At 60.0% G+C, this 12837-nt stretch carries 10 protein-coding genes and 1 pseudogene; 7 read left to right on the top strand and 4 right to left on the bottom strand.

The genetic code is table 11. The features are described from left to right. The first annotated feature begins 197 nt into the window (after nt 1-197). Nucleotides 198-329 (top strand): hypothetical protein, encoded by a 132-nt coding sequence (locus C2E16_RS21050; protein WP_257152250.1) that lies wholly within the window; start codon nt 198-200, stop codon nt 327-329. A 146-nt stretch (nt 330-475) separates the two neighbouring features. Here the strand turns inward: C2E16_RS21050 and greB are convergent, their stop codons facing one another. After that, nucleotides 476-970, bottom strand: a complete 495-nt coding sequence (greB, locus tag C2E16_RS01815) for a transcription elongation factor GreB (RefSeq protein ID WP_038629696.1) — start codon at nt 968-970, stop codon at nt 476-478. A gap of 198 nt (nt 971-1168) precedes the next feature. Here greB and C2E16_RS01810 point away from each other — a divergent pair. The 4 genes and pseudogenes from C2E16_RS01810 to C2E16_RS01795 all read left to right on the top strand — a co-directional run bounded on the left by C2E16_RS01810 (nt 1169) and on the right by C2E16_RS01795 (nt 7990). Next, nucleotides 1169-3492 (top strand): annotated as a pseudogene (locus tag C2E16_RS01810) (Tex family protein). 171 nt (nt 3493-3663) lie between these two features. Further along, the gene (feoA, locus tag C2E16_RS01805; RefSeq protein WP_038629694.1) at nt 3664-3903 is read left to right on the top strand and encodes a ferrous iron transporter A; all 240 of its coding nucleotides are present in this window, start codon (nt 3664-3666) and stop codon (nt 3901-3903) included. After that, a complete protein-coding gene (gene feoB / locus C2E16_RS01800) occupies nt 3900-6212 on the top strand; it encodes a Fe(2+) transporter permease subunit FeoB (RefSeq protein WP_084969859.1) in 2313 nt (770 codons plus the stop codon). The genes feoA and feoB overlap by 4 nt, the downstream gene beginning before the upstream one ends. An 89-nt stretch (nt 6213-6301) precedes the next feature. Continuing rightward, nucleotides 6302-7990, top strand: coding sequence for an alpha-amylase family glycosyl hydrolase (locus C2E16_RS01795; RefSeq protein WP_038629692.1), 1689 nt, complete (start codon nt 6302-6304; stop codon nt 7988-7990). A gap of 35 nt (nt 7991-8025) precedes the next feature. Here the strand turns inward: C2E16_RS01795 and C2E16_RS01790 are convergent, their stop codons facing one another. Together C2E16_RS01790 and bioH are read right to left on the bottom strand one after the other, a co-directional pair. Further along, on the bottom strand, nt 8026-8295 hold the full coding sequence (locus C2E16_RS01790; RefSeq protein ID WP_038629691.1) for a YdgH/BhsA/McbA-like domain containing protein: 270 nt from the start codon (nt 8293-8295) through the stop codon (nt 8026-8028). Nucleotides 8296-8474: 179 nt separating this feature from the next. Next, on the bottom strand, nt 8475-9248 hold the full coding sequence (gene bioH, locus C2E16_RS01785) for a pimeloyl-ACP methyl ester esterase BioH (protein ID WP_038629690.1): 774 nt from the start codon (nt 9246-9248) through the stop codon (nt 8475-8477). Nucleotides 9249-9287: 39 nt separating this feature from the next. Between bioH and gntX the strand changes: the two genes are divergently transcribed. Together gntX and nfuA are read left to right on the top strand one after the other, a co-directional pair. Further along, on the top strand, nt 9288-9971 hold the full coding sequence (gene gntX / locus C2E16_RS01780; protein WP_084969860.1) for a DNA utilization protein GntX: 684 nt from the start codon (nt 9288-9290) through the stop codon (nt 9969-9971). Nucleotides 9972-10029: 58 nt separating this feature from the next. Further along, nucleotides 10030-10605, top strand: a complete 576-nt coding sequence (nfuA, locus tag C2E16_RS01775; protein ID WP_038629687.1) for a Fe-S biogenesis protein NfuA — start codon at nt 10030-10032, stop codon at nt 10603-10605. 119 nt (nt 10606-10724) lie between these two features. On the opposite strand, the gene malQ is transcribed toward nfuA, so the two are convergent. Next, complete coding sequence (gene malQ, locus C2E16_RS01770; RefSeq protein ID WP_084969861.1) at nt 10725-12797, bottom strand: 4-alpha-glucanotransferase; 2073 nt, start codon at nt 12795-12797, stop codon at nt 10725-10727. Between the last annotated feature and the right edge of the window lie 40 nt (nt 12798-12837).

Below are 12837 nucleotides of genomic sequence, written 5' to 3'. Positions count from 1 at the left end.
ACTATTAGCAGAAAATCTGGCGTTTATTTATTTTCCGTTACGCTAAGCCAGGAAGAGTCGCAGAGAATAAACTGTCGATCCAGCAATAACTTAACTCATCGCGAAAGGTTAAAAAACAACGCTTTTCAGGCTCCGACGGCAAACCTATATTCATCCCGGCACGCTTTCTTCTCTTTATTAATTAGCCGGGAATCATCATGAACAAAATAATGCTCATCTGCTCACTGGCCTTATTCATCAGCGGTTATGTGATGGCCAATGAACCCGCCAGCGGCGAAGCGGCGGGCGCCCAGGCGATCACCACAACCACCAGCATCATTCCACATTAAACAACGCCTTTTCGCTAAGGCGGTATAACGATATCTGTGTCTGTCAAAACCCTTATTGCTGTCGTCTTTCGCCACCGGAGAATAAGCACGGCCCTGGCTTTATTTAAAAAGTCATTATTCTCCGCTTCTTTTTTCCTGCGCCGCCGTTAAGATTCGCCCTCGCTATCCTGACGATATTCAATGGCGTTCACAAACCAGATTTTCTCACCTTCCGGCGTGAGGACGCTTACCTCGTCGTCCACTTCCTTTTTAATCAGCGCGCGCGCCATCGGCGAATCGACAGAGATATAGTCTTTCGCATCGCCGTAAATCTCATCCGGCCCGACGATACGGAAGCGTTTAACGTCGCCCTGCTCGTTTTCCACCTCGACCCAGGCGCCGAAAAAGACCTTGCCCTCCTGCTGCGGAGAGTAATCGACAATTTTCAGCTCCGCCAGGCACTTGCGCAGGTAGCGCACCCGCCGGTCGATCTGACGCAGCAGACGCTTGTTGTAAGTGTAATCCGCGTTTTCCGAGCGGTCGCCCAGGCTGGCCGCCCAGGAGACGATTTTGGTGATCTCCGGGCGCTTCTCTTTCCACAGATAATCGTGTTCCGCTTTAAGCTTATTGTACCCTTCACGGGTGATCAGTTGAGTTTTCACACGGCAATCCTGTCTGCTTAACCTACGGTGGGGCGGTCGCCGCCGCCTCTTTGCGCTCATGGTACAACAACAGTCCCGGCAGAGGTAAACCGCGCTCGGAATATGGCTTAAAGCGCGCCGCATCGCTGGCAATTTCAGCCGTCAATCCGTATAACTGTCCCCTGTTTCTCACACTGTGCTAGCAAGATAGTTGAACCGATGATGAATGATTCGCTGAGCCGCATTATTGCGGGTGAACTTCAGGCGCGCGCTGAACAAGTTGACGCCGCGATCCGCCTGTTGGATGAAGGGAATACCGTGCCGTTTATCGCACGTTATCGTAAGGAAGTAACCGGCGGGCTTGATGATACCCAGCTGCGACAGCTGGAAACCCGTCTCGGTTATCTGCGCGAGCTGGAGGATCGTCGCCAGGCGATTCTGAAATCCGTTGCCGACCAGGGCAAACTCAGTGATGAACTCGCCGCCGCAATTAATGGCACTCTGAGTAAAACCGAACTCGAAGATCTCTACCTGCCCTATAAGCCGAAGCGCCGCACGCGCGGTCAGATCGCCATCGAGGCGGGTCTGGAGCCGCTGGCCGATTCGCTGTGGCAGGATCCTTCCCAGGAGCCGGAGCAGCTGGCCGCCCGCTTTGTCGACGCAGAGAAAGGCGTGGCTGACGTCAAAGCGGCGCTGGACGGCGCGCGCTACATCCTGATGGAGCGTTTTGCTGAAGACGCCGCTCTGCTGGCGAAAGTGCGCGACTACCTGTGGAAGAACGCGCATCTGGTTTCCCGCGTGGTAGAAGGCAAAGAAGAGGAAGGCGCCAAGTTCCGCGATTACTTCGACCATCACGAAGCACTTTCAACCGTGCCTTCGCACCGCGCGCTGGCGATGTTCCGCGGTCGCAACGAAGGCGTGCTGCAGCTGGCGCTCAACCCCGATCCGCAGTTTGACGAGCCGCCGCGCGAAAGCTACGGCGAACAGCTCATCGCCGAGCATCTGAACCTGCGGCTGAACAACGCGCCGGCGGACAGCTGGCGTAAAGCGGTTGTCAGCTGGACCTGGCGCATCAAGGTGCTGCTGCATCTGGAAACCGAGCTGATGGGCAGCGTGCGCGAGCGCGCGGAAGAAGAAGCGATCAATGTCTTCGCCCGCAACCTGCACGATCTGCTGATGGCGGCGCCGGCCGGCATGCGCGCCACTATGGGCCTCGATCCGGGCCTGCGCACCGGGGTGAAAGTGGCGGTGGTGGACGCGACCGGCAAACTGGTCGCTACCGATACCGTCTATCCGCATACCGGCCAGGCGGCGAAAGCGGCTGCGGCGGTCGCGGCCCTCTGCATTCGTCATCAGGTGGAACTGGTCGCGATCGGCAACGGCACCGCTTCGCGCGAAACGGAACGTTTCTTCCTCGACGTTCAGAAGCAGTTCCCGCAAATCACCGCGCAGAAAGTGGTGGTCAGCGAAGCGGGCGCGTCGGTCTACTCCGCTTCCGAACTGGCAGCGCAGGAGTTTCCCGATCTGGATGTGTCGCTGCGCGGCGCGGTCTCTATCGCTCGCCGCTTACAAGATCCGCTGGCGGAGCTGGTGAAGATCGATCCCAAATCGATCGGCGTCGGCCAGTATCAGCACGACGTCAGCCAGAGCATGCTGGCGAAAAAGCTGGATGCGGTGGTGGAAGACTGCGTGAACGCCGTGGGCGTCGATCTCAATACCGCCTCCGTGGCGCTGCTGACGCGCGTCGCCGGACTGACGCGTATGATGGCGCAGAATATCGTCAACTGGCGCGATGAAAATGGCCGGTTCCAGAACCGTCAGCAGCTGCTGAAGGTAAGCCGCCTCGGTCCGAAAGCTTTCGAGCAGTGCGCCGGCTTCCTGCGCATCAACCATGGCGACAACCCGCTGGACGCCTCAACCGTTCACCCGGAAGCTTATCCGGTGGTGGAGCGCATTCTGGAGGCGACCCGCCAGTCGCTGCGCGATCTGATGGGCAACCCAGCGAGCTGCGCAACCTCAAAGCGGTGGACTTCACCACCGAGCGTTTCGGCGTGCCGACGGTGAGCGATATCCTGAAAGAGCTGGAGAAGCCGGGTCGCGATCCGCGTCCTGAATTCAAAACCGCGCAGTTTGCGGAAGGCGTGGAAACCATGAACGACCTGCTGCCGGGCATGGTGCTGGAAGGGGCGGTCACTAACGTCACTAACTTCGGCGCCTTTGTCGATATCGGCGTACATCAGGATGGCCTGGTGCATATCTCCTCGCTCTCCGATAAGTTCGTCGAAGATCCGCACACGGTGGTCAAAGCGGGCGATATCGTCAAGGTGAAGGTGCTGGACGTTGACCTGCAACGTAAGCGCATCGCGTTAACCATGCGTCTGGACGAGCAGCCGGGCGAAAGCGCCTCGCGCGCCGCGCCGCGCGCGCAGGGCCGTGAGAATGGCCGTCCGGCCGCGAAGCCGCGTCAGCGCGCTGCCGCCTCCACGCCGGGCAACAGCGCCATGGGCGACGCGCTGGCGGCCGCCTTCGGCAAGAAACGCTAAAACGTCAGGCGGCATCCTGCCGCCTTCGGCAAGCCATGTAAAAACGTAAGGGCGACGTTCTGTCGTCCTTGCTATTTTTTGCTCTACGTCAACACTAACGAGAATTATTATCATTAATATGGTGCCGTTTTGTCATTGTCGCGCAACGCGACAGTCCATGAGGTACCAGCCATGTCATTGCTTGCCCGTCAGCACTATCAAATTCTCGGCTTCTCGCCCGCAGTCAGCCCCGCCTGGCGCCAGAAACTGCTCTCCCTGGGCCTGCTGCCCGGCGCCTGTTTCGAAGTGGTGCGCATTGCGCCGTTAGGCGATCCGCTGCAAATTCAGGCGGGCCGCGTTAGCCTGATGCTGCGTAAAAAGGATTTGGCGCTGCTGCAACTACAGCCGGTTGCAGGCAAGGAGGCGGCATGAAAAACGTTACTGTCGGTCTGTTAGGCAATCCCAACGCCGGAAAAACCACCCTGTTCAACCAGCTCACCGGCGCACGCCAGCGCGTCGGCAACTGGGCTGGCGTGACCGTGGAGCGTAAAGAGGGCTTCTTCACTGCGGGCAGCACCCGCGTCAACCTTATCGACCTGCCCGGCACCTATTCGCTGACCACCATTTCCCAGCAGGCGTCTATCGACGAGCAGATCGCCTGCCATTTTGTGCTGAGCCAACAGGCGGACCTGCTGATCAACGTGGTGGACGCCTGCAATCTTGAACGCAATCTCTACCTCACCCTTCAGCTGCGCGAACTGGGCGTGCCCTGCATCGTGGCGCTGAACATGCTGGACATGGCGGAAAACCAACGCATCAGCATCGATATTCCGGCGCTGTCGCAGCGCCTCGGCTGTCCGGTGGTGCCGGTCGTCTCCACGCGCGGCAGCGGCCTCGATCGTCTGAAACAGCTGATCGATAAAGGCGTGGAGGCCGGGTCGCCGCTGAAAGTGGACTATCCGCCTGCGCTGGACGCCGCCGCCGACCAACTGGCCGCCGCCATGCCGGTGAGCGAAAGCCGCCAGCGCCGACGCTGGCTGGCGCTACAGCTGCTGGAAGGCGACGTCTACAGCCGTCAGCAGGTAGGGGAGCTGGCGTTGCAGCGGCTGGCGGCGTTGAATAGCGAGCTGACGCTCGATCCCGCCGTGGCGATCGCCGCCGCGCGTTATCAGCAGCTTTCCGCGCTGTGCGTCGCCGTCAGCAACCAACATCTCGCCGCGCCACATCAGCTGTCGCAGCAGCTCGACCGCATTGTGCTGAACCGCTGGCTCGGCATTCCCATCTTTTTGCTGATGATGTACCTGATGTTTCTGCTGGCGATCAATATCGGCGGCGCGCTGCAACCGCTGTTCGACGTCGGTTCGGCGGCGCTGTTTATTCACGGCACCCAGTGGCTTGGCTATACGCTGCATTTCCCCACCTGGCTGACGCTGTTCCTGGCGCAGGGGATCGGCGGCGGCATCAATACGGTACTGCCGCTGGTGCCGCAGATCGGCCTGATGTATCTGTTCCTCTCCTTTATGGAGGATTCCGGTTATATGGCGCGCGCCGCCTTTGTGGTCGACCGGCTGATGCAGTCGCTCGGTCTGCCGGGGAAATCTTTTGTGCCGCTGATTGTCGGCTTCGGCTGCAACGTGCCGTCGGTGATGGGCGCGCGGACGCTGGATGCGACGCGCGAGCGGCTGATTACTATCATGATGGCGCCCTTTATGTCCTGCGGCGCCCGGCTGGCTATTTTTGCGGTGTTTTCCGCCGCCTTCTTCGGTGCGCATGGGGCGCTGGTGGTCTTCAGTCTCTATCTGACCGGCATCGTCATGGCGATCTTAACTGGCCTGCTGTTGAAGCATACGCTGCTGCGCGGCGAGGCGTCGCCGTTTGTTATGGAGCTGCCGAGCTGGCATGTGCCGCACCTGAAAAGCCTGCTGCTTCAGGCCTGGCAACGTCTGCGCGGCTTTGTGCTGCGCGCGGGGAAAGTGATTGTCATCGCCAGCGTATTGATTGGCGGCCTGAACAGCTTTTCGTTTAACGGCCAGCCGGTCAACACCATCAACGATTCGGCGCTGGCCAGCGTCAGCCGGGGATTAACGCCGCTGCTGACGCCGATCGGCATTCATTCCGACAACTGGCAGGCGACGGTCGGCCTGATCACCGGCGCGATGGCGAAAGAAGTGGTGGTCGGCACGCTGAACACGCTCTATACCGCCGAAGCGCTGCATGAGGAGCCGTTCGATGCCGCCAGCTGGAGCCTGAAGGCGGAGCTGGGAGACGCGGTGACGGAAACCTGGCAGGGCCTGAAAGATACGCTGAGCCTGAGCGTGCTGGCCAACCCGATTGAAGCCAGCAAGGGCGACGGCGAAATGGCTGGCGGCGCGATGGGGCAGATGCACCGCCAGTTCGGCAGCGACGCCGCCGCCTTCAGCTATCTGCTGTTCGTGCTGCTCTATGTGCCGTGCGTATCGGTAATGGGCGCCATCGCCCGCGAAAGCAGCCGTCGCTGGATGGGCTTTTCTATTTTCTGGGGCCTGAACGTCGCGTATTCGCTCGCTACGCTGTTCTGGCAGTTCTCGCGTATCGGCGAACAGCCGCTGGCCAGCGGCCTGACCATCCTGCTGGTGCTGCTGTTTAACGGCGCGCTGCTGCTGGCGCTGCGTCGTGTTCGCCTGCCCCCGCAGCGCATACCCATCAGGGTGCTGCCGGTAGAGCGCTACGAGGCGCCGTTAAAAAGCAGCAATTGTCACTAGCCGGGAGCAACAGTTGCGAATTCAGCCCAGCGGTCTACAGTAAAAACTAACGCCTCCCCCAACCTGAAGCTGTGGCCCGCTGGGTAATCATGGATATTATCAATAACTTAATCGATAAGATCTACCAGGACGCTTTCCCGATGGGCGCGCGGGAGCGTCTGCTTTCGCACATTCGCGCCGCCCGCGATGCGATAAAAAAACCGCGCAAGCCACACTGGGATGAAAAAGATGTGGTGCTGATCACCTACGCCGATCAGTTCCGCGAGCCGGAGGCGCCGACGCTCGCCACCTTTTCACGTTTTTATCAACAGCATCTGCAATCGACGTTCAATCTGGTGCATCTGCTGCCGTTTTATCCCTGGTCCTCCGACGACGGCTTTTCCGTTATCGATTACCATCAGGTGAACCCGATCTGCGGCGAATGGCGCAACGTCGCCGAGCTGCATACCCATACGCGCCTGATGTTCGATTTCGTCTGCAACCATATTTCCGCCCACAGCCCCTGGTTTAAGCACTGGCTGGCCTGCGATCCGGGCTGGGACGATTTTTTTATCAGCATGGCGCCCGGCACCGATTTAAGCGGCGTGACCCGCCCGCGCACCTCGCCGCTGCTCACCCCTTTTCTGCGCGCCAATGGCGAAACCCACTATATCTGGACCACTTTCAGCGCCGATCAGATCGATCTGAACTTCGCCAGCCCTGAAGTACTGATCCGCATGGTTGACGTGCTGCTGGAGTATCTGAAAAAGGGCGCTGACTATGTGCGCCTCGACGCCGTAGGTTATATGTGGAAAACGCCCGGCACCCGCTGCATTCACCTGGAGAACACGCATCTGCTGGTGAAGCTGTTTCGCGCCATTGCAGACGCCGTCGCGCCCGGCACGGTCATCATCACCGAAACCAACGTGCCGCATCAGGACAACATCAGCTACTTCGGCAACGGTCAGGATGAGGCGCAGATGGTCTATCAGTTTTCCCTGCCGCCGTTGGTGCTGCACGCCATCCATAACGGCTCGGCACGCGCGCTGCGTCAGTGGGCCGCCGGGCTCGATCTCAGCAGCGGCAACACCACCTTCTTTAACTTCCTCGCCTCCCACGACGGCATCGGGCTGAACCCGGCGCGCGGCATCCTGCCGGAGGTGGAAATCGTTTCGCTGGTGCGCGACCTGGCGCTGGAGGGCGCGCTGGTCTCCTATAAAAACAACCCGGACGGCACCACCAGCCCATATGAAATCAACGTCACCTATATGGATGCGCTGAATAAGCAGGACGATGATGACGACACGCGCATCCGGCGTTTTATGCTGGCGCACGCCATACTGCTGGCCTTTCCCGGCGTGCCCGCCATCTATATCCAGAGCATTCTTGGCTCGCGCAACGATGTCGAAGGGGTCAGAGTGGCGGGTCACAACCGCGCCATCAACCGTGAGAAATATGCGCTGTCGTTTATTGAGAAAGCGTTATCGGGCGCGGACTATCTGCGTCAGCAGATCTTTAACCGTCTCAGCGCGCTGATCCAACTGCGCACGCGTCAGGCGGCGTTCCATCCCGATAATCCCATGGAAATCCTCGATAGCGACAATACGCTGCTGATGATGCGGCGCCATACGCCGGATGGCGAAAATAATCTGCTGTGCGTGTTTAATCTGAGCGAAAAAAGCGTCAGCGCCGTTTTGCCGGAGGGGAAAAAATATCGGGATATTATCGAGCAGAAGATCATCGATGGCGCGCAGCCGGTTACGCTGCCGCCGTGGCACTACCTGTGGTTGAAAGGGTAGCAGGCGCAGCCATCGCGCCTGTGCCTGCTAAACCCTTATTTATACACGTCTGCGGTCGCGCTGAAACGGCCGTGCTCGCGGCCAGCGATGACGACGTAATACTGGCCGCCTTTTTCATCCGCCATTTTTGACAGTTCGCGTTTGGCGTCCATCGGCGAAGTGGTTTCCGCCGTGGTGTTTACGGTGCCAATTTTTTGCAGATTCATCTTCTGCACTTCTTCTTTGGTGATCTCTTTCGCTGCCAGTACGGAGAAAGAGAGGCCGCCCAGCAGGCAGGTAACAGCAACAGTTTTGATCATATTCATAGTACACCTTCGTCTTATAGTTGACCGATTTTCCCAATGGCCGCCGAATGAATACAATGAGATAGGGAATAAAGCGCCCTGCTCCCTGGGTGACTTATACAAAGTCATAGTCAGCGGCCTTGCTCAGGTTCAAGTATTAACGCCAGGTGATATTTTGCCAGTTAAAGCGATAAACTTTCTTAATCTGAAAGAGTGAAGCGGACGACCGCGGCGCAAAATTCCTGCGGATGGGAGATAAAAGGCGCATGCGCCGCTTTCTCCATCACCAGCGAAGCGCTTTGCGGCCAGCGCTCATCCAGCAGCGCCGCCGTTTTACGCGGCACCAGCCCGTCGAGGTAGCCATAGAGGCGCAGCAGCGGCACCGCCAGCGCGTCCATCTCATCGCGCAGATCGACGCAGCGCAGGATCTCCAGACCGCCCGCCAGCACCTCGACCGGTGGAATCGGCTGCGACAGCACCACCTCTTTCAGCGCGCGCGCATCCTGTCGGGCGCTCTGGGTACCGAGCGTTTGCAACGCCAGAAAGCGTTCCACGGTGCGCTGATAATCCTCGCTTAGCTGCTGCTGAAAACTCGCCAGCGTATCGGGCTTGATCCCCGGCCACTGTGCGTCCACTGCGGTAAAGCGCGGCGAAGAGGCGACGGTAATCAGACGCGACACCCGCTGCGGATAGCGCAGCGTCAGTCGGCTGGCCACCAGGCCGCCCAGCGACCAGCCCAGCAGCGTCGCCTTTTCCGGCAGACGGGGCAGCAGCGCCTCCACCATCTCATCCAGCGTCAGGGCGCCGAACCCCTGGCTGCGGCCAAAGCCGGGCAGGTCGACCAGGTGCAGACGAAACTGCGCGCTGAGCGGCTCGACGATGCAACGCCACACCTCAGCATTCAGTCCCCATCCGTGAAGCAGCACAAGATCGCTATCGCCGGTGCCGGTGGTGTGCCAGTAAAGCTGGGTCATCAGTTATGGTCTCATCATCGCTAAATCAGGGAGGTCGCTATGCTACCAATGCAGGGAGGCTGTTGGCTATGCCAGTCGCCGCTGAAACTCACGTCACAAGGGCTTTGCAGCTACTGCCTGCGCGCCCTGCCGCCGCTGCCGCTTTGCTGTCCGCGCTGCGGGCTGCCCGCCAGCAATTCCCGCGTCGCCTGCGGGCGTTGCCTGCGCCGTCCGCCGCCGTGGCAACATCTGGTGGCGGTCACTGATTACCGTCCGCCGCTAAGCCAGCTGATCGCGCGCCACAAATTCTCCGGCGTTACCGCACTCTCTGTGATGTTGGCGCGGCTGATTTTGCTAAGCTGGTTATCGGCAAAACGTGAACGCGGCCTGCCCCGGCCCGATCTGCTGCTAGCCGTTCCGCTGCATCGCCGCCGTGCCTGGCGACGGGGCTTTAATCAGGCCGACCTGCTGGCAAGGCCGCTGGCGCGCTGGCTGCGCTGCGCATACCGCCCGAACGGGCTGACCCGCCGCCGCGCCGGGCATGTTCAGCATCAGCTGAGCGCCCATGCGCGCAGACATAACCTGCGTAACGCTTTTCGCCTTGAAATCGCCGTGCGCGATCGCCATATCGCTCTGATTGATGATGTGGTGACCACCGGCAGTACGGTAGCGGAAATCAGCCGTCTGCTACTGCATGCTGGCGCCGCCAGCGTCCAGATTTGGTGCCTGTGCCGTACCTTGTAGAGCGTCGGCGATGGGCGTATTATAACCAACTAAATTAGTCAACTATTGAGCAACTGCCATGATCCGAATTACCGATGCCGCCCAGGAGCATTTTGCAAAATTGCTGTCAAATCAGGAAGATGGCACCCAAATCCGCGTGTTCGTCATTAATCCGGGCACGCCAACTGCTGAATGTGGCGTCTCCTACTGCCCGCCCGACGCCGTGGAGCCGACCGATACTGAGCTGAAGTTCGAAAAGCTGTCCGCCTACGTTGACGAGCTGAGCGCGCCTTACCTTGAAGACGCCGAAATCGACTTCGTTACCGACAATCTCGGTTCGCAGCTAACGCTGAAAGCGCCGAACGCTAAAATGCGCAAGGTGGCCGACGATGCGCCGCTGATCGAGCGCGTAGAATATCTGTTACAGGCGCAGATCAACCCGCAGCTGGCGAGCCACGGCGGTCGCGTCACGCTGATGGAAATTACCGACGAAGGCTATGCGATCCTGCAATTCGGCGGCGGTTGCAACGGCTGTTCTATGGTCGACGTGACGCTGAAAGAAGGGATTGAGAAAGAGCTGCTGGCCGCTTTCCCTGAGCTGAAAGGCGTGCGCGATCTGACCGAGCATCAGCGCGGCGAACACTCTTACTACTAAGCGCGGCCTGACGGCTACGCTGAAAATAAGCAGGGGTTTCCTGGCAAACCCTGGAAGCGCAAAAAAGAAAAGGCGACCAGAAGGTCGCCTTTTTTATGCTAACTTGCCTGACGTAATAATTAACTTGCCCGCCGCCGTTTATCGAGATCCTTAATCAGCCGGTTGATCTGTTCATCGTTGAACATCTCTTCCAGCGTGCGGCTGAGCTTGCGTCGCCAGTTAGGATATTGATCCACCGTGCCCGGCACGTTCACCGGTTTTTCCATCTCCAGCCAGTCTTCCGGTTGCAGCCCCAGCAGCGCGCTGGCGCTTTCGGCGATATAACGCTGCATTCCACGGCTTAGCTCGGCGGAAGCCGGTACTTTCACCGCCCGCTTGCCCAGCTTTTTCGGCACGCAGCCCTGCTCGTGCAGCGCGTCCAGCAGCGCCTGCTTCTGCCGTTCGCGGTTTTCATACAGCCCTTTGAGCACCACTTTGTCCGGGTAAAGCCCCAGCGTTTCGCCCAACGTCAGATCGCCCGCGCTCCAGAATCCGCGCAGCGTCGGCAGATCGTGCGTCGTGGCGCTGGCCATCGCCTGACGCTGCCACTCCTGCGGCGCGCGATAGCGATCGGCGCTCTCCTGCTCAAAGTAGAGCACCTTCCACGAATAGATGCCGCCGCTGCGCAGCTTGCCGATGATCTCTTTCGGCACCGTGCCGAGATCCTCGCCGATCACCATACAGCGGTTACGGTGGCTTTCCAGCGCCAGGATCGCCAGCAGGTCGTCCACTGGATAGTAGACGTAGGCGCCGTGGTCCGCCGTCTGGCCATAGGGTATCCACCACAGGCGCAGCATCGACATGACATGATCGATGCGCAGCGCGCCGCAGCTCGCCATATTGGCGCGCAGCATATCAATAAAGGGCTGATAAGCGCGCGCCGCCATCACATGCGGGTCCATCGGCGGCAAGCCCCAGTTCTGGCCCAGCGGTCCCAGAATATCGGGCGGCGCGCCTACCGATGCCTTCAGACAGTAGAGATCGGGATCGCTCCAGGTTTCCGCGCCCCCTTCCGCCACGCCGACGGCGAGATCGCGATAAAGCCCCACCGACATGCCGTGCCGCTGGCAAACCTGCCAGCACTCGTCAAACTGCCGGTTCGCCAGCCATTGCAGCCAGAGCCAGAAACGCACCTCGTCCTCATTTTTACGGCAGAACTGCTGCACCGCTTTGCTCTGCGCGTGGCGATATTTTTCCGGCCACGCTGGCCAGCCCCAGCGCTGTCCATCTTCTTTCAGCATGGCGGCGTGCAGCGCGTCATACGCCGCCTGGCTGTAGAGGCTTTCGCCGCCCGCGGCTATGTACGCCTCGAAATGACGGCGCGTGGCGTCCTGCTCATCGCGGGTACTGAACTGCGCCCAGGCCAGCCGCAGGCCGTCGATTTTAAGCTGGTTCACCGCGCTATAGTCGACCCACTCGGTCTCGCGCGCCGCCTTGATGCGCCGCTGCGTCTCTTTATCCCGCCACCAGCGTTGCGCCTCTTCGCTCTGCTGGAAATCAGGCACGCGCTCCACGTCGATATAGATCACGTTCATCCAGCGGCGCGACGACGGGCTGTAAGGACTGGCGCTCTCCGGGCTGGCGGGATAGAGCGAATGAATCGGGTTAAGGCCGATAAAATCGCCGCCGCGTTCGGCGATCTGTGTCAGCATCTCGCTCAGATCGCCGAAATCGCCGATGCCCCAGTTACGCGCGGATCGCAGCGTATAGAGCTGCACGCAGGCGCCCCATAGTTTGCGTCCTTCCAGCAGCGCCTGCGGCTCATAGCAGCGGCGCGGCGCCATAATGATGCGGCACGGCCACGCGTTTTCCCCCTGAGTGAGCGTCAGCTGATGATAGCCCTGCGGCAGACGCGGCGGCAGTGGAAACGTCTCGCCGCCCCGCGCCTCGCCCTGATACGTTTTGCCCTGTTCGGTTTGCAGCGTCCACCGGAACGGGCCGCTGCCGCCGACCGCCAGTTCCCGCTTGCGTCGTCCGCTAAAGACTTTCACTGCGGGGACAGGCGCGTCGCTGACCGGACGGGGAAACCCCATCGCCTCCAGCAGTTTTTGCCGGGTTTCGGCGCTGATAGCCTCTGGCTCTCCCTTCGCATTGATATAGCTGGCAGCGATCCCGGCTGCGCTGGCGTCTTTCTCAAGTTGGGTTAAATCCATAACGCTTCCTGAAACAGTCTGTGACTATGAGCGGCCTGCG

It is taken from the genome of Mixta calida (assembly GCF_002953215.1).
Classification (GTDB): Bacteria; Pseudomonadota; Gammaproteobacteria; order Enterobacterales; family Enterobacteriaceae; genus Mixta; species Mixta calida.
The sequence above is the reverse complement of the archived record's forward strand: the minus strand, read 5'-3'. Positions and strand labels throughout refer to the sequence as shown.

Bases quoted from the DNA above. Each gene is read 5' to 3' on its own strand.
- nfuA (WP_038629687.1), top strand. From the start codon at position 10,030: ATGATCCGAATTACCGATGCCGCCCAGGAGCATTTTGCAAAATTGCTG.
- C2E16_RS01795 (WP_038629692.1), top strand. From the start codon at position 6,302: ATGGATATTATCAATAACTTAATCGATAAGATCTACCAGGACGCTTTC.
- C2E16_RS01790 (WP_038629691.1), bottom strand. From the start codon at position 8,295: ATGAATATGATCAAAACTGTTGCTGTTACCTGCCTGCTGGGCGGCCTC.
- malQ (WP_084969861.1), bottom strand. From the start codon at position 12,797: ATGGATTTAACCCAACTTGAGAAAGACGCCAGCGCAGCCGGGATCGCT.
- C2E16_RS21050 (WP_257152250.1), top strand. From the start codon at position 198: ATGAACAAAATAATGCTCATCTGCTCACTGGCCTTATTCATCAGCGGT.
- bioH (WP_038629690.1), bottom strand. From the start codon at position 9,248: ATGACCCAGCTTTACTGGCACACCACCGGCACCGGCGATAGCGATCTT.
- feoA (WP_038629694.1), top strand. From the start codon at position 3,664: ATGTCATTGCTTGCCCGTCAGCACTATCAAATTCTCGGCTTCTCGCCC.
- feoB (WP_084969859.1), top strand. From the start codon at position 3,900: ATGAAAAACGTTACTGTCGGTCTGTTAGGCAATCCCAACGCCGGAAAA.
- gntX (WP_084969860.1), top strand. From the start codon at position 9,288: ATGCTACCAATGCAGGGAGGCTGTTGGCTATGCCAGTCGCCGCTGAAA.